The following is a 19,030-nucleotide window of genomic DNA, read 5'->3' as shown; positions in this document are numbered from 1 at the left end:
TCCGCCCTCCAGCCGACAGAGAAACGGCGCCGAACCCCGAGGGGTTCGGCGCCGTTTCGTCGTCCTCAGTACTTGAAGATCCCGTAGGCCTTCGTCTGGGTGACCGAGCGCCAGTGCTCGACGTAGGAGTCGTACACGTCGGGATCGGTCGTGATGGTCGTGATCTCGTCACTGGCCACCAGGTTCGAGCCCGTGAGGTTCGCCGAGCCGGCCAGGACGACCTTCACGCGGGCGCCCGACTTGGGCCAGATGCCGCCGCTGGGAAGGCGCTCCTCGGGGTTCATCCGGTTCCGCTTCAGCTTGGCGTCGACCAGGATCGTCTTGTCGTGCACCTGGGCGTAGGCCGCGTCGACCTCGGTGCGCGACGTCTTCAGGACGTCGAGCACGGGCTTGCAGACGCGCAGCAGCTGGCGGCAGTGCTCGAGGTAGTTCTTCTTCCAGTCGTCCTTGAAGGCCACGACCGAGACACGGCAGCCGGCGTTGTTGAGGGCCGCGAGCTTGTACGCCAGCGCGATGCGGCGGTACTTGAAGCGGTTCTCCATCAGGCGGATGCGGCACTGCTCGTCGGGGACGATCCGGTTGAGCATGTTGAGGATCGGGTCACGACCGTTGGTGGGCGTCGCGCGCAGCGGCGTCACGTGGATCGTGTAGTTCGACAGGTTCGAGTACAGCAGGCCCTTCTTGGCGTACGGGCTGGAGTAGCCGTCGCGGGCGGCCGTGCGGTAGCCGTAGCGCGAGCTGCGCTTGGCGATGTAGCGGCCGTAGTCGCTGCCGACGCGGCGCTCGGCCCACATGTCCTTCCAGACGCCGCGCATCCCGTACCACAGCTTCTTGTCGTTGTAGACGGTGCTGCCGTTGTTGTAGGTGCGCTCGGCGCTGCGGCCGCCGAAGTTCGACGAGCCGGTCCACACGACGCCCTTGGCGCGACGGCCGCTGCGGGTGTACGTGTCGCTGACCATGACGATCTTGGAGTGCATGATCGCGCCGTTGACGCGCGAGAGGCAGGCCATGGACTTGCCGTTGGAGCAGATCTTGAACTTGCCGTACTTGGTCCGGTTGAGCTGGCTGCGCAGCTTCTTCGACGCACCGGACTGGTGGGCGTTCGGGTGGATGAACCGCACGTTGACGCCGGCCTTGGCCGCACGGACCAGCTCACGGCCGACGCGGACCGAGTCCTCCATGCGCGAGTTCGCGGCGTAGACGGAGGTGGCGCGGCGCTGCGCCTTGGACTTGAGCTTGCCCGCCGGAGTCTTGTAGGAGCCGCGGATGAGGCGCTCGAGATCGTTCAGGAGGGTGTAGTCGCGGTTGCGGCCGCCCTTGTCGAAGTACGGACGCGCGAAGTTGCCCTCGACCTCGACCGGGTAGGCGGCGCCGTAAGGACGCTTGCGAACGGCGGCGGCGGCCGGCGCGGCGGCCTGCGGCGCCGCCTTCTGGACCTCGGCGGTCGGGGCCTGGGTGGGGTCCGCCTGCGGCTCGACGGCGGCCGGAGCCGCTGCGGCGCCCTCGGTCTCGTCGGCACCAAAGGTGGTGGACGCGGCGACGAGCGGCAGCACGAGCGCACCGAGGGTGGCGACACTCGCGAGTCGAAGTCGATGACTGACGGACACGGTGGAACTCCCCCGAGACGAAAACAAGCGGTCGGAACAGACTAACCCATCGTCATGCGGGGTCGTGGGACCGCGGCGGCGGGGGCGCCGACGGTATAGTCCGGCGGGTGGCGCGCATTCTCCTGAAGGTCCACCACGCGGCGCTGGACCCGGCCGACGCCACCAGCGTCCTCGAGCGCAACCTGATCGGCAACAACGTCGGGAACCTGGCCTTCAGCTTCGCCTCCGAGCGGCTGCTCCCCCATCCCGGCGACGACGTCACTGCAGCGCCCACCGGTCCCTGGTTCGCCGATCCCGCGCGGGTGAACCGCGAGTTCGACCACGTCGTCTTCCCCCTTGCGAACCACTTCCGCGCCTCGAACCTCAAGGCGCTGAACCGCCAGGCCGCCGCGATCGAGCAGCTGACCACCCGCTTCACCGTCCTGGGCGTCGGGGCGCAGGCCGACCTCGACGGGAACGCGCCGCGCGACGAGCGCGAGGCCGTGGAGGCGGCCACGCGCCGGTTCGTGCGGGCCGTGCTCGAGCGCGGACCCTCGATCGGCGTCCGGGGCGACTTCACGAAGGAGTACCTGCTCGACCTGGGCTTCGACGACGCCGAGGTCGACGTCATCGGCTGTCCCTCGATGTTTCTCCACGGTCCCGAGCTGCCGTTGCGCCTGCCGGGGTCGGTCGGCGACGACGACCCCATCGCGATCACCATCTCCCCCTACGTGCGCGAGATGGGCCCGATCCTGCAGCAGGGCCTGCGCCGGCACCGACGGCTCACCTACATCGGCCAGGACATCCACACGCTGCGACTGCTGCTGCGGGGCACTCCCCTCTCCGGCGACGACGCCCGGCTGCCCCTGTCGCCCGAGCACCCGGTGTTCGCGCCCGGTCGCACCGTGTTCCCCCTCAACATCCCGGCGTGGCAGGAGTTCCTCCGTGGCCAGCGCTTCACGTACGGCACGCGCATCCACGGCACGATCGTGTCGCTGATCTCAGGCACGCCGGCGGTCCTGCTCGCGCACGACTCGCGCACCCTCGAGCTGGCCCGGTACCACCGGATCCCGTTCGTGCGGCTCGACCAGCACGACCCGGCGGGGATCTCGGTGCCCGAGCTCTTCGCGCAGGCCGACTGGCCGGCACTGGTGGACGGGCACCGCGAGCGGTGGGACACCTACGCCGCGTTCCTCGAGAGGCACGGACTGCGCCACGGGTTCGGCCCGGACGGCGGGACCGAGCGCTTCGACGCCTCCGTGGCATCCGTCGCCACCGACCCGGGCTACCCGCCGGTGGTCCGCTCGGACGCCGGCCCGGTCTCGCCCGCCCGGCGCCTCGCTCGTGCCGTGCGCCGCCGGCTGTCCTGACAGCGAGAGGACCCGTCCCGCGGATCCGGCGAGAGCCGCACGACGCGCCTCCGCGTTTGGGACACTCGACGCATGAGATGGGACGGGGTCGTCGAGCCGGACTACTTCCAGTTCTACGCGGTGCGAGAAGACGCGGACTGGCCACTGAGCGTGTTGGGCGATCACGAGACCTACCGGAACCACCTGTGGACCGACGGCGGCTTCGTGGTGATCAGCACGGCCCGCAAGTTCGGAACGACACCAGTGAGCCTGGAGGTCCTGGCGGACGAGCCCGACCCGCCGTCAGAACACTGGCAGCACGTCGCCGAGGTGTCCCTCGTGGGTGACGGCCCCCTGGAGATCCTCAGCTGGCCCGGGGACCATGGCCCGCGGTCGAAGCACGAGATTCCGCCGGGCCCCGTCCGGCTGCGGGTTCACTGGGCCGGCCTCGTCCCCGACCAGCGCGAGGGCGTGGATGAGCACGGGAACAGCGACGAGCATCTCTCGCTCGTCGTCTGGTCCGCTCCGGTCGCGCCGTTCGCAGTCCTGCGGGACTGGGGCTCCTGGCCCTGAGACGCAGAACGGCCCGCGACCGTGAGGTCGCGGGCCGTTCTGCGTGAAGCGGTGACTCAGTCGAGGTAGTCGCGCAGGACCTGCGAGCGCGACGGGTGACGCAGCTTGCTCATCGTCTTGGACTCGATCTGGCGGATGCGCTCGCGCGTGACGCCGTAGACCTTGCCGATCTCGTCGAGCGTCTTGGGCTGGCCGTCGGTGAGGCCGAAGCGCATCGACACGACGCCGGACTCACGCTCGCTGAGCGTGTCCAGGACGGCGTGCAGCTGCTCCTGCAGGAGGGTGAACGACACGGCGTCGGCCGGGACGATGGCCTCGGAGTCCTCGATGAGGTCGCCGAACTCGCTGTCGCCGTCCTCGCCCAGCGGCGTGTGGAGGCTGATCGGCTCGCGGCCGTACTTCTGGACCTCGACGACCTTCTCGGGCGTCATGTCCAGCTCGACCGCCAGCTCCTCGGGGGTGGGCTCGCGGCCCAGGTCCTGGAGCATCTGGCGCTGGACGCGAGCCAGCTTGTTGATGACCTCGACCATGTGAACGGGGATGCGGATCGTGCGGGCCTGGTCGGCCATCGCGCGGGTGATCGCCTGGCGGATCCACCACGTGGCGTAGGTCGAGAACTTGAAGCCCTTGGTGTAGTCGAACTTCTCGACGGCGCGGATGAGGCCGAGGTTGCCCTCCTGGATCAGGTCCAGGAACAGCATGCCGCGACCGGTGTAGCGCTTGGCCAGCGAGACGACGAGTCGCAGGTTGGCCTCGAGCAGGTGGTTCTTGGCGCGGCGACCGTCGACGATGATCCAGTCGAGCTCCTCGCGCGTCTTCTCCGTGACGCGCTTGGACTTCGCGAGCTTCTCCTCGGCGAAGAGGCCGGCCTCGATCCGCTTCGCGAGCTCGACCTCCTCGGCGGCGGTCAGCAGCGCGACCTTGCCGATCTGCTTGAGGTAGTCCTTGACCGGGTCGGCGGTGGCGCCGGCGACGGTGACCTGGACGGCGGGCTCGTCGGTGTCGTCGGCCGAGGAGATCGTGAAGCTGGCGCTGGCCTCCTCGTCCTCCTTCAGCGTCGGATCGGTGGCCAGGTCCTTCTCGAAGACCTCGTCGGCGATGTCGGGAAGGACCTTCTTGCCGTCGGCGTCGACGGCCGGCTTGGTCTCGAGCACGTCGGCCAGATCGACCTGGTCCCCCAGCACGACCTCCTTGGCGCCGTTCGCGGCCGCCTTCTTGGCCGGGGCCTTCTTCGCCGGGGCCTTCTTGGCGACGGCCTTCTTCGCGGGCGCCTTCTTCGCGGGCGCTGCCTTCGCGGTCTGGGCGGCTCGAGTCACCGGAACATCAACCTCACAACGTCGTTTCGGGCATGACAATGAGGCCTGCGGTCAACCTCTGGGTCAAGTCTGCCACGGTGCCCGAAACATCCAAGTACCGGTTCACCCCACGGGCCAGGAATGCACCGGTTCGCCGCTGTGCATGTGCTCCGCGTAGCGCCGGGTGAGGGCGCGCATGGAGTCGAAGACGTCGGAGCCGCGCGTGTGGAGGCGGTCGAACTGGGCCGTCATCCACGAGGACCCGTTCTGTCCGGTGACGCAACGGCGCTCGATGATCTGCAGGAACTCGTCGATCACCGCGCCGTCGACGCCGCGTCGCTCGAGCCCGACGTGGGCCAGCGGAAGCAGGTGGCGCAGCACCAGCTCGCGGACGGGCACCGTGCCGATGCCGGGCCAGTAGGCCTCGGCATCGATGCCGGCGGAGGCCGCCTCGTGGAAGCCCTCCTCGGCCGCCCGGAACGACAGCTGGCTCCACACCGGGCGGTCCTGCTCGGTCAGCGCCGTCACCAGCCCGTAGAAGAGGGCGGCATTCGCGACGGTGTCCTTCACCGTGGGCCCCGAGGGCAGCAGCCGATTCTCCACGCGCAGGTGGGGCTTGCCGTCGACGACGTCGTAGATCGGGCGGTTCCAGCGCCAGATCGTGCCGTTGTGCAGCCGCAGCTCGGGCAGCGTGGGGATCCGGCCGGCCTCGATCTCGGCCACGGGGTCCTCGTCGTCGACGATCGGCAGCAGCGCCGGGAAGTAGCGCGAGTTCTCCTCGAAGAGGTCGAAGACCGACGTGATCCACCGCTCGCCGAACCACACGCGGGGGCGCACGCCCTGCGCCTTGAGCTCGTCGGTGCGCGTGTCGGTGGCCTGCTCGAACAGCGCGATGCGGGTCTCCTGCCACAGTCGGCGACCCAGGAAGAACGGCGAGTTGGCGCCCACGGCGATCTGGACCCCGGCGATCGCCTGCGCGGCGTTCCACGTGGGTGCGAAGTCGTCGGGCTCGACCTGCAGGTGCAGCTGGGTGCTCGTGCAGGCGGCCTCGGCGATGATCGTGTCGATGGTGGTGCGGAGTCGCTCGACCCCGTTGATGACCAGGTGGATGTCCTCGCCGCGCGCCGTGAGGATCTGGTCGGACAGCAGGTGGTACCGCGGATTGGACGAGATCGCCTCGCGCGTGAGGTGCTGCGTGTCGAGCGTGGGAAGGATGCCGATCATCATCAGTCCGGTGCCGACGGTCTGGGCCTTCTCCTGGGCGGCGTTCAGGTCGTCGCGCATGCTGTCGGCCATGTCGGCCAGGCCCCGCCCCGCCACGGGCGACGGGGGCACGTTGATCTCGACGTTGAACTGGCCCAGTTCGGTCTGGAAGTCCTCGGCGGCGATGGCGTCGAGCGTCTCGGCGTTGCGCAGCGCCGGGTCGCCGGTCTCGTCGACGAGGTTGAACTCGATCTCGATGCCCACGTGCGGGTCGGGCACGGAGAAGTCCTGCTCCCCCAGCATCGCCGCCAGCACGTCGAGGTTCCGGCGCACCTTGGCGCGGTACCTCGCACGGTCCTCGCCGGTGAACTCACGGGCTTCGACGTCTTGTCCCATGCAGCCAGCCTAGGGCCGATCAGGCGCTCGCATCGGCCGCCGACCAGCGGTCAGGATGCAGGCCCGCCTCGAGCGCTCCGTGCAGCAGCACCCCCATGCGGTAGTGCGGCTCCAGCGCGAGGGCCCGCTCGAGCGCGAACCGGGCCCGGACCCCGTCGCCCATCTGCCACGCGGCGAAGCCGGCCAGGCACAAGGAGGCCGGCGCGAAGTCGGCGGCGGCGACCCGTGAGACCGCGGCCCACAGCGCGTACATCGGCATGGCGTTCTGCCGCGTGATGCGCAGCCAGGCCGAGTCGCGCACCTGGCGGCCCGAGACCCGGACGGCCAGCTCCACGAGGTCGCCGTCCGTGAGCCGCTCCTCGGCGAGGAAGCGCTCGGTGAGCCGGGCGACCGTCTCCTGCTCGCGCAACAGGAAGGTGTCCGGGTCGGTCGTGAGCGCGCGGGCCATGAAGCGCTGGAGCACCTCCTCGTGGGCCGCCTCGAGCCAGCGCTGGCGCTGGCCCCGGGCGGGCGCGACGTCGGCGGCCAGGTCGGACCGGTCGCGCGCGATGACCTGCCCCTGCGCGACGGCGTGCACGATGGCCTCGTGGTGGTCGTCGAGCGTGTAGCGCAGACCGTCCTGCGGGTGCCCGGGCAGATCGGCCCAGTAGCGCTCGCCGTCCGCCCAGATGGTCAGCCAGTCCCGGCGCGGCGGCAGGGCGTCGCGCAGGGCGAGGGCCATCGTGCGGGCGCGCTCCACGTCGTCGGACAGCGCGAAGAGGAAGAAGCCCTCGTCGCCGTTGCGCAGGAGGTGGCCCGCGAGGTCGGCCGCGAGCTCGTCCTCGGACCCGGCCTCGGGCAGGTCGTGCCGGAGGCTGAACCCGAACCGGCAGTTCGCGCCGGAGACCGCGAGCCCGATCACGCACTCGCGCGGGACGAAGCCGAAGAACGTCGGCAGCGCGTTGAGGAGGTCTTCATGGGTGTGGGCACGGAACACGTCGTCAGGCATGGGACGACCCTCGTGCCGGAGGCGGGTCCGGCTGAACCCCTTGCCGAGTCCCTGTGGACGGACGGCGGCGCGCGGCCGGCCCTGTGGACGACGGGCGCCGGCGCCTCCTAGCGGCGCGTGCTCCGCCTCCGGACCACCGCTGCTCCGTACGCCACGGCGAGCACGAACACGCCGACCACCAGGGCGACCTGCGCACTGTCGGCTCCCGGGGACACCTCGGGGGGCACCCGGACGGTCATCCGCGGGTCGACCGCTTCGGCGGTCACCTCGAACGTCGGCTCGGAGCGCACCATGCCGGCCACGCTCTCGCACCGCTGCTCGGCGGCCACGGTGACGGACTCCCCCGGCTCGGCCCCGATGCGGGAGGTCACCAGGAACTCGGTCGCCTGGGCGGGCGGGAGGCCGGGCCCGGTGAACCCGACGCGGCGACCGTCGAGGACGCGGTCCCATCCGTCGGGCCCCGTCGCCTCGATCGCCGCCGTGCTCTCGGGCAGCTCGAGCACCAGACTCGTGGTCGACCCTTCGCAGCCGCCCAGGACCGTGACGACGAGGACGGAGGTCCCGTCCCCCTGGGGCAGCACCTCGTCGATCGCCACGTCCGCGAGGGCCGGCGCAACCGTGCCGGCCGTCACCGCGATCAGGGCGACCAGCAGCACGAGGGCTCGTGCCGCCGCGTTGCGCGGGCTCATGGGATCTCCACCTCTCCGGACACCACCGGCTCGTCGAAGCGGTTCAGTCGCGCGGACACCGACAGGCGCCACGCGCCCGGCAGCGGCAGGTCGGCACTGGCCTCCCAGTGGCCCGCCCTCGTCCGGGTCAGCGGCCGGTTGATCGGCCCGACCTCGGCCTCCTCGAGGGCGATCTGCAGGCGCGGCGCCTCCTCGAGGTCGACGACGTCGCCGGCCGCGTCGGTGAGCGTCACCTGGATCGCGTTGGTGCCCCGACGCACCGGAGTCACGACCACGTCGACCGTGTGGGACTCCCCCAGCTCGAGCTCGAGGCGCTGCACGGTGGGCGCGTCCTGAGCCACGGTGTCGGACCTGGCCGGTGGCGTCTGGCCGACCAGCGCGCCGGTGGCCACGAGCACCGCGGCGACGACGGCAGCCTCGAAGGAGACGGTGCGGCGGAGCACCTCCGCGGCGGACGCGGCATCGCGTCCGGCGAGCCGGCCGACCAGAACCTGCCGGTTCCAGGCGGCCACCGCGACGACCGGCACGAGCAGCAGCACCTTCACGAGCACCGCTCGGCCGTAGCCGGTCTCCCACAGCGCCGCGAACGACCCGGAGATCCGCCAGAAGAGGACGACTCCGGCGACCGTGAGCGCGACGAGCGAGACCCCGGCGGCGGCCGAGAAGCGGGTGACCGCGGTGGCGCGGTCCTGCACCCGCAGTGCGGGCCCGGCGGCGAGAACGAGGCCCAGGCCCAGCAGACCACCCCACCACAGGGCGGCGGCGCTCACGTGGACGAGGTCGGCCGTGAGGACGAGCCACCACGGGCCGTAGCTGCGGGTGTGTCCGACCGGGAGGAGCGAGGCGACAACCAGGGCGGCGCCCACCGCGGCCAGGACGGGCTCGCGCACGCGGCCCAGCAGCGCCGCGGCGACGCCGGCAGCCAACACGAGCGCGGCGATCCCGGCGGAGGACGCGGCACCGTCGCGCCAGGCCTCGGCGGTCATCACCGACGACAGTGGCCCACCGGACTCCCAGACGGCGGTGAGCGGCATGAGCAGGACCGCGGCGACCACCGCGAGCGCACCGAGGCCGGCCGTCGTGCGCCGGGTGCGCCGCTCGACGGCCGGCTCGCGACGAGCCGCTCCGGGGGCGATGAAGAGGGAGAAGACGACCAGCCCGGCGACTCCGAGGGCGCCGGCGTAACGGAGCGCCTCCACGACGGCTCGCGCGACGACGAGCTCGCGCTCGGTCTGCGTGACCGGGACCCCGATGGCACCGGGGGTGGCTGCGCCGACGGCGAAGGTGAATCCCCCGGTCACGGGATGGGAGTCGGCCGACACGACGCGCCACGTCACGACGTGGGTACCGTCGGGCAAGGGCTTCACGGGCCGGATCCGCAGCACGGTGTCGCGCACGGTGAACTCGGCGGCCTCGGGTTCCCCCGCGGCGTCGAGCACGGCGTTGCCGGAGCCGGCGAGGCTGACCGGCTCGGTCAACGTGACGGTCAGCTCGGCCGGGGACTGCGTGAGCACCTGACCGTCCGCGGGGTTGCTCCCGATGGGCGACGCGTGGCCGAAGGCCGCGACGGGCCACACCAGGAGCAGGAGCAGCCCGGAGAGCACGGCGGCGAGCCGTGCCCTCCGGGCCACCGGGGCGTAGGTCACCCGCGGCTCCGGGTGCGGCCGAGCGCGAGACCGCCCGCTGCGAGGCCGAGGGCGCCGAGCACGACGCCCACCCAGCCGAGGGTGTTCGAACCGGTCCCGGCCTCCTCGTGATCCGCCGCCTCGTCGTCGCCCGTGGCGCCGTTGCCGTGACCGTCGCCCTCGGAGGCCGTGGTCTCGATGAAGGGCGCCGCGTACTCGGGCTCGTCCTGGTCCTCGTCGTACGTCTGGGTCCAGGCGGTCTCACCCTTCTCACACGTCTGGATCACGGGGAAGACGAGCTTGGTGCCCTCTTCCTCCGGCAGCGGCAACTGCAGTGCGACGGTGTCACGCAGGCCGTCCTCCAGCGGGCTCTTCGCCGTGTACACGACCTCGGCCACGCGTTCGGTGTACTCGCCGCCGTCTCCGTTGTCGACCGCGGAGTCGAGCTTCTCGATCTTCTTCTCGATCGTCCAGTTCGGGTTCACCGTGGGCGTGACGGCGATGATCTCCTCGGGCAGCTGGATCGTCAGCCGCGTCGTGGGCGACGCATCGCAGCCGTGACCGACCGAGAAGGTCATGACACTGTACGAGCCCGCCGCCGTCGAGGACGGGGTCACGCTGACGTGGCCCGAGGCCACTGCGGCCGCCGTGACGACGAGGGCCGACGAGGTGAGGGTGAGTGCTGCTGCGCGGGCAGCATGACGTGCAAGGGACATGGTTCTTCTCCTGAGTTCGGGGAGCCGCCCGCGGACAGGCGGCACGAGGTCACCCGCAGGGGCGGGCGACCGGGGCGATGACGACCCAGGAGGCGGGCGGACCGCGCCGCACCACGACGTGCTCGAGGAGGCGGACGCCGGACACGGGTCCGGTCGTCGGGCACGGGAGGGGCACGCGCGCCGGAACCGCACGCGGGCGCCCGAGGCGAAGGACGAAGGTGACGCGCTGCCACCAGGCCCACCAGAGGCGCTCGGCAGCGGCGATGCCGGCAGCGACCAGGACGAGGCCGACCACGTGCGCGACGGCCATCGAAGGACCGGGCACGACCTGGTGACCGTGCACGTAGCCAGTCAGGACGTGGACGGCAACCTGCGGCACCGCGAGCAGGCCAAGCGCCGAGGCGAAGCCGATCCGCCGCGCGGCGGCCCACCACGCCAGCGCTCCCCCGGCCACCACGACCGGGACGACGGCGACGGCCGGCGGGACCCCACCACCGCCCGCCACGTGGGCGGCGACTGCCATGACGATCGCCCACAGGCTCACCGACGCGGCGCGGACGAGGCGCGCGATCGGGGCTCCGGGGGCTGACACGATCGTCATCGTACGGGCCCGCGAACTCGTGGCCCCACTCCGTGACGCGATGTTTACACGGCCGTCACCGCGGGCCCTGCGGAGCGCCTCCGTTCCCCGTGGCGACGGCCCGTTCCGGGATGTCCACCTGCGCTGGAACGGCGAGGGATTCCCATTCGGTGTCTCATTCACCATCGCGACACCTTCACATCCGGAGACCTCTCGTAACGCGCCGGTTCGCGCGACGACCGCCTCCCGAAACGCGTCGGGGACAGATTGAGGGCCGAATCGTCCCCAGCCGAAGGAACTTCCCCGCATGTCAGTCACACGAGTCCTGTCCCACCTCACCGCGGCAGCCGTCGCCTCGTCCGCGCTGGCGCTCCCGGCGACGGCGGTGGCGCAGGACGGCACCGGCGTGATCCGGGGCACCGTCCTGGAGACGGGCCACGTCATCGCACCGGGCATCGACGTGTCGCTCTACCGGTCCACCGGAGAGTTCGTCGGCGCCACCGTCGCGAACTCCGCCGCCGGCGCCTACGAGTTCCGGGGCCTCGAGGCCGGGTCGTACACGCTCTGGTTCGAGAACCAGAACGAAGCGGTCAGCGAGTGGTGGGACAACCAGCCAGACAAGCCGCAGGCGACCCCCATCAGCCTGGCCGACGCCCAGACGTTCGTCGCGAACGCGTACCTCACCCAGATCAGCGAGAACCTCGTCCGGCCGACGATCAGCGGCACCCCGGCCGTCGACTCGGTCCTGACGGCCGCGCGCGGCACCTGGTACCCCACCCAGAACGTCACCTTCAGCCACCAGTGGCTGCGCAACGGCACGCCGATCGAGGGCGCCACGGCGTCCACCTACCGCCTGCGCAACGACGATGCCGGCCGCACCATCTCGGTCGAGGTCATCGCCATGGTCCAGGGCGCCACCGAGAAGGCCACGAGCACCGCGACGGCGCCCGTGACCGGTGGCACCGCACCGGTCCAGCCGATCGCGAACGCGGCGAAGCCGGTCATCACGGGATCCACCGTCGTCGACTCCACCCTGACCGCGACGACGGGCTCGTGGACGCCGTCGGACGCCACCGTGACGCTGCAGTGGCTGCGTGGCGCCACCGTCGTCGGCACCGGGGCCACCTACCGGACGAAGGCCGAGGACATCGGGTCGAGCCTGCGGGTCCGCGCCACCGCCAGCCGGTCCGGCTGGACGCAGGCGGTCGCGGAGTCGGCGGAGTTCGGTCCCGTCACCGCCCCCGCGCCGGTGCTGACGGCGCCCGAGAACCGCGTCCGGCCCACCGTCGCCGGGACCGCCCGGGTCGGCAGCTCGGTCACGGCGGGCACGGGCTCGTGGAGCACGTCGGCCTCCCTCGCGATCCGCTGGACGCGTGACGGCCGGGCCATCCCCGGCGCCACCGCCCGGAGCTACCGACTGACCGCCGCCGATGCCGGCCGGAGGATCGCCGCCGCCGTGACGGCCACCAACGCCGGAGGCTCCGCGACGGTCACGAGCCCCGTGCGCGTCGTCGCCAGGGCCACGTCGCGGATCCGCGTCGGCACCTCGTCGCCTCGCAAGGGCCGCCTGAAGGTCAAGGCCATCGTCTCCTCCGCCGGAGCGCGGACGGGCCGGGTCACCGTGACGGTCAAGGTCGGCGGCCGGACCAAGGTCAAGCGGGCGACGCTCAGCAGGGGCACCCGCACGATCACGGTCACCGGCCTGCGCAAGGGCAGGGCCACGGTCCGCGTGGTCTACGCCGGCGACGCCTCGACCTCCGGCGCCTCCCTCAAGAAGAAGGCCACCGTGCGCTGATCCCCCAGCCCGCGCGGCTCCCCCCAGTCCTCGGTCCGCCGTCCCGTCGTCGGCGGACCGAGGGACCGGCTCCCCGACCCGGTCCCGACGACCCGGTGCCTTCCGGTGTCGATCACTTCCAGCCCCACAAGGAGACCATGTGAATGCGTCACAGCGCGTGCCCTGGAGGACACGCAAAGTCGCCGTCGCTGCCCTCGCACTCGGACTGACTGCCGCCGCCACGACCTACGTCATGGCCCAGCAGGACGTCAGCGGCACCGACTCCGGCAACAGCACGAAGTTCAACGTCGTCGGCGACGGAGACCTGCCCACCAAGAAGCCGAAGCTCGGCGAGGACCGCGCCGGGCTCTCCGCCGAGGAGACCGGCTACGCGATCCACGTGGCCTCCACCGACTCGAGCGTCCCCTCGGACGCCACCGACGTCCGCGGCAAGGACGGGCCGGAGTTCCTCTACGCCGACCTGCCCGACCTCAGCGAGGGCCACACCGGCCGCACCGCCGTGGTCGCGCTCTACGACTACACGCACGACGTGACGTACGACCAGGTCGTCGACCTGGAGGCCGGCAAGGTCATCGAGACGAAGAAGTCCGGCACGGCCCAGCCGCCGACCTCCGCCACCGAGGCGGACCTGGCGATGAAGCTGGCCATCGAGTCCGACGCCGATCTGGGCTTCACGACCGAGTTCGAGGAGAACATGGGCGTCCCGCTCATCGATCCCGACCAGGTCGACTACGTCGCCGGCGCCTGGGTCTTCAACAAGACCACGTCCAAGGGCCAGGAGTGCGGCAAGGACCGCTGCGCCCAGCTCATGGTCTCGACCGCGTCCGGGGTGTACCTCAACACCTTCGACTTCGTCGTGAACCTGTCCACCCAGAAGATCGTCCGCACCCAGTGAGCAGGAAGAGAAGTCCGATGCGAATGAAGACACTGACGCGGATCGTCGCCGCCGGCGCCACCGCATTCCTCACCGCGGGGCTCGTGTCGGCCCTGCCCCCGTCGGCAGCCGCCGCCGAGGACTCGCCCCTGGCCTGCGCGGACAGCGCGATCACGAAGGAGCTCGAGAACGGCTCCGCGTGGCGGATGTGTGCGCGCATCCACCCGATCAAGGGCCTCATCCTCGAGCAGATCGAGTTCAAGCCCGCGACCGGCGAGTACGAGTACGCCGGGTACAAGCGGGTCCTGGACCAGCTCAACATCGCCCAGCTGAACGTGCCGTACGACACCGGTCACGTCCAGTACAACGACATCACCTCCTACGGGTTCGGCAAGCAGTACCTGATGACCCAGGGCCCCGAGGTCTGCAGCGGCGAGGCGCTCGACGTGGACCAGTCGTTCACGTACAGCGGCCGGCTCGTCGAGCGGACCGTCCCGGGCATCTGCGTGCAGGAGGACCCGATGGGCCTCGTCACGCACGCCCAGGAGACCCAGATCGGCGGCGGCACGCTGTACGCCGACCAGGGCACGGCGCTCGCGGTCTCGTCCATCTCGAAGATCAGCTGGTACGAGTACCAGCAGCGGGTGACGTTCGACGACCACGGCCAGATCGACGTCGGCCTCGGCGCGACGGGCGACATCGCCCCCGGCTGGGCGTCCGACAGCGGCAACGCGTTCTTCGGCAACAACCCGAAGACCGGCTGGCCGCTCTCGGGCAAGTCGTCGGTGACCACCACGACCGGCGGCGAGACCACGACGAAGGAGATCCAGTCGTACGCCGGATCGCACTGGCACAACGCGATGTTCAAGGTCGACTTCGGCATCGACAAGGGCGAGAAGCAGACCGTCGAGCAGTGGGACTTCGCCAGTCCCGGTGCCGGGACGCGGGCCCCGATCGTCGAGGGCACCGGAACGGTCAAGAGCTCGGCGTTCACGTCGATCGAGAACGACGACCACGACGAGCTCAGCTGGTGGCGCGTCCTCAACCCGAACAGCAAGAACAAGGACGGCCACGCCCGCTCCTACGAGATCGTGAACAACAACACGTCGAACGCGCTCATCCCTGACTGGGCACCCTCGGTGACGTTCACGAACTACCGTTCCTGCGAGGAGTACGCGTCGGACAACCTCAACGCGGGCTGCCCGGGCAAGGGCATCCTCGACTACGTGGCGGGTGACACCCACGAGCTGACCGACCCGGTCGCGTGGGTCAACGTCGGGTTCCACCACACGGACAAGGACGAGGACCAGTCGCCGATGCCGATCCACTGGCAGAAGTTCCAGCTGGTGCCGCGTGACTTCTTCGCGCAGAAGCCGACCATCACCGATTCGCGCAAGTGCATCAACGGTCCGTTCTCCTCGGTCAACGCGGTGACCAAGCCGTGCACCCCGGAGAACACGGTCAAGCCGAAGATCAGCGACAAGGCCGACGGCGCCGCCGCGGTCGTGCCGGCGGTCGGCAAGGTCCTGACGTCCAGCACGGGTACGTGGCGCAGCGCCGCGCAGCGGCTGACGTACGCGCACACCTGGTTCCGCAACGGCGAGGCCGTGTCGACCGGTCAGGACTACACCCTGACCGAGGCCGACATGAACGCGTCGATCACGGTCAAGGTGAGCGCGTCCGCCACCGGCTTCCCCACGAACGTCGCGGAGTCCGATGCGCTCGTCTGGGGCACCCCGCCCACGACGGAGCCGACGCCCGAGCCGACGACGGAGCCCACCACGGCCCCGACGACGGCCCCGACGACGAGGCCCACCACGGCCCCGACGCCGCGGCCCGTCGTGAAGTCGACGCCGAAGCTGTCGGTGCGCCTCGCGGCCACGACGGTCAAGCCCGGCCGGACGAACAAGGTCGCCGTCACGGTGACCGCCGGTGGCAAGCCCGCCACCGGCAGGGTGTCGATCACGGTGGACGGCAAGGTGAGGACCCTGACCCTGGTGAAGGGCAAGGCCAACCTGACGTTCACGGCACCGAAGAAGCCCAAGGGCTACGCGGTGAGGGTGTCCTACTCGGGCAGCTCCACCGTCAAGGCAGGCAGCACCTGGGTCAGGCTCACGGTCAAGAAGTGACCACGAGCTGATCCGACGGACCGGGGCGTCACCCCACGGGCGGCGCCCCGGTCCCCCCCCTCGACTCCCCGACGACGGAGCTCCCCATGCGCATCCAGGTACTCCTGCGAACCGCCGCCCTCACGCTGGCGGCCACGACCCTCGCCGCCTGCGGCACCGAGACCCAGCAGGTTGCGCTGGGCGGCACGAAGGCAGCCGACACCGCCGAGCGGCGCGAGACCGTCGAGCGCCCCTGGGGCACCGTCAAGACGTTCCCCCGCCTGCAGAAGGCCGAGCCGCCGAGCGCGGCCGACGTCGTCTTCACGCGCGAGATGATCATGCACCACCGCCAGGCGATCGAGCTGGCCGAGAACGTGCGCCGCCACGAGGGTCTCGACGAGCGGGTCGGCTCCTCGGCGCGGTTCATCATCCAGGACCAGAAGAACGAGATCACGACCATGAAGGCGTGGCTCCGCGCCTGGCAGGACACCACCGGGTCCTCGGACGAGCACAGCCACGACGCGGACGCGATGCCCGGCATGCTGCCGCAGTCACGGGTCGACGAGATCGCCGCGCTCGATCCCCCCGAGACCGAGGTCGCGTTCCTGCGGGCGATGATCGAGCACCACGAGGGTGCCGTCACGATGTCGCAGGACTACCTGCCCGAGCAGTCGAACGCTTTCGTCCACAGCACCGCGACCCACATCATCAGCGAGCAGACCACTGAGATCACGTACATGCGGAACCTGCTGAAGCAGTGGTGCGAGAAGGACGGACCGGCCACGTGCACCCGGCCGTGAGCCTGCGCCGGCCCCACCACCTCGGGTGGTGGGCCGGGGCGGTGGCCGCGGGGATCGTCACCCTGTCCCTCGCGACAGGGCTCGTCGGCCACGCCACGGTCACCTCGCCGTCGATGGCACCGGCGCACGACGCCGGCAGCACCCTGCTCACGACCACGCTCGGCACGAGCCGGCTGGACCGCGGTGACGTCGTCGTGTTCGACATGCCGCGGAGCTGGAGCGACGCCGAGCGTCAGCGACTCGGAGCCGCTCCGGGCGACACGTCGGGCACCGAGGCGATGGTCAAGCGCGTGATCGGCCTCCCGGGCGACCGCGTCACGTGCTGCGCGCCCGGCGGCACCCTGATGCGTAACGGTCGGGTGCTCGACGAGCCGTACCTGGCCGAGCCGCCGGCCGACGTCGCGAACGGCACGTACGACGTCACGGTGCCGCCCGGCCACGTGTGGGTGCTGGGCGACAACCGGCGCCGGTCGTTCGACTCCCGCGCAATGCGGGCCCGCCCCGGCGAGTCGGGGTTCCTCCCGCTCTCGAGCGTCAGGGCGCGGGTCCTGCTCGGCTGGCCGTGAGACCCCGTTCGCCTAGGACTCGTCGGTCGGGTCGAGCGGAGCCACCGCCCCGGCGAGGTTGCGTACCCGCTGCCCCAGGGCGAAGCCGGAGAGGTCGGGACTGCGCACGAGGTACTCCTGCTGCACGAGGTGCTTGAGGATCCGGTAGGCCGTGGCGCGCGGCATGCCGAGGGTCTCGGCGATCTCCCGCGCGGACACCCCGGCCCCCGAGCGGGCCACCTGCTCGAGGATGGCGAACGCGTTGTCCACGGCTCCGGGCTCCCGCCCGCGAAAGGGCGTGGGCGGCGCCTTCGAGGGCGAGTCGCTGCTCATGGGCCCAGCAGGTCCGTCGTGATCGTCTCGTCGTGGATGCCCATCCGCCGCAGCGCACGGCGCCGGTGCGAGCGCAGCCACACGAACCACAGCACGCCGCCGGCCAGGGTGGTGGCCGTGAGCACCAGGCCGCCCCGGTCCCCCTGCCGGACATCCTCGATCGTGTCGAGCGTCGCGAGCGTGATCGTCAGGACGACCGCCAGCGCCGCGACCGCGACAGGGCCCGGCGTGACCTCGTCGATCCGCACGAGGAAGACCGGCAGCGCCAGCGCGACGAGGGCGTACGCCACGATCAGGACCAGCACCGCCGACCGGAGCAGCGTCATCGAGAGCTCGCCGACCTCGCGCCCCAGCAGCAGGGTCACGGTGGCCGGGGCGATCGCGAACGGCGTGACCACGGCCAGCGCCGCGACGGGAGAGCCCCAGCGGGCATGAGCCCGACCGAGTGACGCGGGCAGCGCGCCCTCGCGCGCCAGGGAGAAGATCACCCGGGCGAGCGCGTTCCAGGCACACAGCGCGAGCGCGAGGAACGAGAGCGCCAGCAGGCTGCTGAGGATCGCGTCGGCCACGTGGACGTCGACCGAGTCGGGGAACCAGCGCTGGGCCGGGCCACGCCGGTGGTCGCCCGCCACGAGCGGCGCGTTCGCCGCCAGGAACCCGAGCGCGTAGAGGACGGCCGCGACGAGGACGGCGCCCGTCATCGCCCGTGGGACGCTCCAGAACGGTCGCTCGGCCTCCCCGGCGAGGGCGGCCGCGGACTCGAAGCCCACCGTGATCCCCATGACCACCGTCGCGCCGAGCACGATCCGCCCGGGGTCGGCTCCTTCGAGGGAGAGCACGGACGCGGACGGCAGGCCCTCACGCGTGATCGTGAGGGCGACGAGCAGGAGCAGCCCCACCACGAGCGCGGACTCGACCACGAGCGCGAGGCGGGTCGCGACGCGCACGCCGCGCACCGACACGAGCAGGCACACCGCGATCGCGGCGATCCCGATCCACCACTGCGACCATGCGTCCACCGCCACACCGTCCGGGGAGCCCGTCGTGACGGCCTCGCTCGACCGGCGGATCGCCTGCGAGATCCCGAAGGCCACGAGGATCCCGTAGCCGAGCAGCATCGAGGTGCCGACGAGCAGCCCGGCGAACGGCCCCAGTGAGCGCGTCACCCACGTGTACATCGAGCCGGCCGCAGCGATCCGGGTCGCGAACTGGGAGAACACCGCCGCCAGCAGCAGCGCCAGGCCGAAGCCCAGGACCGCGCTCAGCCACGCGCCGGGACCCACGACCCGCATCAGGACGAACGGGACGCTGAGGGCACTCGCCGCCGGAGCGATCACGGCCACGGAGTTGGCCAGCAGGTCCTCGGGGCGCACGGCGCGCCGGTCGAGCCCCACGAGGTCGGACTGGGGGCGCACGTCCGGGACCGACGGCGGGTCGGCGATCGCGCGCGCGAGCGCGCGGGACTCGGAGGGGAACCTCATGATGGCGTCAGGCTAGGGACGACGCGTGTCTTGCCTGTTACGCCTCCGTGTCACCCCGCGAAAGCCGTCGCCGCCGGGCGCCACCGGGGAGAAT

The 19,030-nt window shown here is 71.3% G+C and carries 18 protein-coding genes; 8 read left to right on the top strand and 10 right to left on the bottom strand.

From position 1 onward, the window contains the following. Positions 1–65: 65 nt before the first annotated feature. Complete coding sequence (locus H1W00_RS09910) at positions 66–1,607, bottom strand: phospholipase D-like domain-containing protein (RefSeq protein ID WP_181755554.1); 1,542 nt, start codon at positions 1,605–1,607, stop codon at positions 66–68. Between the two features lie 107 nt (positions 1,608–1,714). Here H1W00_RS09910 and H1W00_RS09905 point away from each other — a divergent pair, with 107 nt between their 5' ends. Continuing rightward, positions 1,715–2,956: a polysaccharide pyruvyl transferase family protein gene (locus H1W00_RS09905; RefSeq protein WP_181755553.1), complete on the top strand. Its 1,242-nt coding sequence runs from the start codon at positions 1,715–1,717 to the stop codon at positions 2,954–2,956. A 72-nt stretch (positions 2,957–3,028) separates the two neighbouring features. Further along, entirely contained in the window at positions 3,029–3,508 is a 480-nt protein-coding gene (locus tag H1W00_RS09900) for a hypothetical protein (protein WP_181755552.1), read from the top strand. A 56-nt stretch (positions 3,509–3,564) separates the two neighbouring features. Here H1W00_RS09900 and H1W00_RS09895 read toward each other — a convergent pair whose 3' ends face one another. The 6 genes from H1W00_RS09895 to H1W00_RS09870 all read right to left on the bottom strand — a co-directional run bounded on the left by H1W00_RS09895 (position 3,565) and on the right by H1W00_RS09870 (position 10,282). Then, a complete protein-coding gene (locus tag H1W00_RS09895) occupies positions 3,565–4,824 on the bottom strand; it encodes an RNA polymerase sigma factor (RefSeq protein ID WP_181755551.1) in 1,260 nt (419 codons plus the stop codon). Positions 4,825–4,926: 102 nt separating this feature from the next. Beyond that, positions 4,927–6,402: a glutamate-cysteine ligase family protein gene (locus H1W00_RS09890; RefSeq protein ID WP_181755550.1), complete on the bottom strand. Its 1,476-nt coding sequence runs from the start codon at positions 6,400–6,402 to the stop codon at positions 4,927–4,929. Between the two features lie 19 nt (positions 6,403–6,421). After that, a complete protein-coding gene (locus H1W00_RS09885) occupies positions 6,422–7,390 on the bottom strand; it encodes a DUF4192 domain-containing protein (RefSeq protein WP_181755549.1) in 969 nt (322 codons plus the stop codon). A gap of 107 nt (positions 7,391–7,497) precedes the next feature. Beyond that, positions 7,498–8,079: a hypothetical protein gene (locus tag H1W00_RS09880; RefSeq protein ID WP_181755548.1), complete on the bottom strand. Its 582-nt coding sequence runs from the start codon at positions 8,077–8,079 to the stop codon at positions 7,498–7,500. Further along, a complete protein-coding gene (locus H1W00_RS09875) occupies positions 8,076–9,725 on the bottom strand; it encodes a copper resistance protein CopC (protein WP_181755547.1) in 1,650 nt (549 codons plus the stop codon). The genes H1W00_RS09880 and H1W00_RS09875 overlap by 4 nt, the downstream gene beginning before the upstream one ends. Further along, complete coding sequence (locus H1W00_RS09870; RefSeq protein ID WP_241732834.1) at positions 9,722–10,282, bottom strand: YcnI family protein; 561 nt, start codon at positions 10,280–10,282, stop codon at positions 9,722–9,724. Before H1W00_RS09870 ends, H1W00_RS09875 begins: the two co-directional genes overlap by 4 nt. Here H1W00_RS09870 and H1W00_RS16850 point away from each other — a divergent pair. Further along, positions 10,281–10,406: a hypothetical protein gene (locus H1W00_RS16850; protein WP_276568726.1), complete on the top strand. Its 126-nt coding sequence runs from the start codon at positions 10,281–10,283 to the stop codon at positions 10,404–10,406. The genes H1W00_RS09870 and H1W00_RS16850 overlap by 2 nt on opposite strands. Before the next feature lie 63 nt (positions 10,407–10,469). Here H1W00_RS16850 and H1W00_RS09865 read toward each other — a convergent pair whose 3' ends face one another. After that, on the bottom strand, positions 10,470–11,012 hold the full coding sequence (locus H1W00_RS09865; RefSeq protein WP_181755545.1) for a hypothetical protein: 543 nt from the start codon (positions 11,010–11,012) through the stop codon (positions 10,470–10,472). Between the two features lie 295 nt (positions 11,013–11,307). Between H1W00_RS09865 and H1W00_RS09860 the strand changes: the two genes are divergently transcribed. From H1W00_RS09860 to lepB, 5 genes are all read left to right on the top strand, one after another. Continuing rightward, complete coding sequence (locus H1W00_RS09860; RefSeq protein ID WP_181755544.1) at positions 11,308–12,795, top strand: hypothetical protein; 1,488 nt, start codon at positions 11,308–11,310, stop codon at positions 12,793–12,795. 139 nt (positions 12,796–12,934) lie between these two features. Next, positions 12,935–13,690 carry a hypothetical protein gene (locus H1W00_RS09855; RefSeq protein WP_181755543.1) on the top strand — a complete coding sequence of 252 codons (756 nt, stop codon included), beginning with the start codon at positions 12,935–12,937 and terminating at the stop codon, positions 13,688–13,690. Between the two features lie 17 nt (positions 13,691–13,707). Further along, a complete protein-coding gene (locus H1W00_RS09850; RefSeq protein ID WP_181755542.1) occupies positions 13,708–15,798 on the top strand; it encodes a copper amine oxidase in 2,091 nt (696 codons plus the stop codon). An 86-nt stretch (positions 15,799–15,884) separates the two neighbouring features. Continuing rightward, the gene (locus H1W00_RS09845) at positions 15,885–16,577 is read left to right on the top strand and encodes a DUF305 domain-containing protein (RefSeq protein WP_181755541.1); all 693 of its coding nucleotides are present in this window, start codon (positions 15,885–15,887) and stop codon (positions 16,575–16,577) included. Further along, positions 16,562–17,143: a signal peptidase I gene (gene lepB / locus H1W00_RS09840; protein ID WP_181755540.1), complete on the top strand. Its 582-nt coding sequence runs from the start codon at positions 16,562–16,564 to the stop codon at positions 17,141–17,143. The genes H1W00_RS09845 and lepB overlap by 16 nt, the downstream gene beginning before the upstream one ends. 12 nt (positions 17,144–17,155) lie before the next feature. Here the strand turns inward: lepB and H1W00_RS09835 are convergent, their stop codons facing one another. Both H1W00_RS09835 and H1W00_RS09830 read right to left on the bottom strand, forming a co-directional pair. Beyond that, on the bottom strand, positions 17,156–17,455 hold the full coding sequence (locus H1W00_RS09835) for a helix-turn-helix domain-containing protein (protein ID WP_181755539.1): 300 nt from the start codon (positions 17,453–17,455) through the stop codon (positions 17,156–17,158). After that, the gene (locus tag H1W00_RS09830; protein WP_181755538.1) at positions 17,452–18,936 is read right to left on the bottom strand and encodes an APC family permease; all 1,485 of its coding nucleotides are present in this window, start codon (positions 18,934–18,936) and stop codon (positions 17,452–17,454) included. The genes H1W00_RS09835 and H1W00_RS09830 overlap by 4 nt, the downstream gene beginning before the upstream one ends. Positions 18,937–19,030 lie beyond the last annotated feature (94 nt).

This window comes from Aeromicrobium phoceense, from assembly GCF_013868155.1.
Classification (GTDB): Bacteria; Actinomycetota; Actinomycetes; order Propionibacteriales; family Nocardioidaceae; genus Aeromicrobium; species Aeromicrobium phoceense.
Note: the sequence above shows the minus strand (reverse complement) of the source record. Positions and strands in the feature narration are given on the sequence as shown.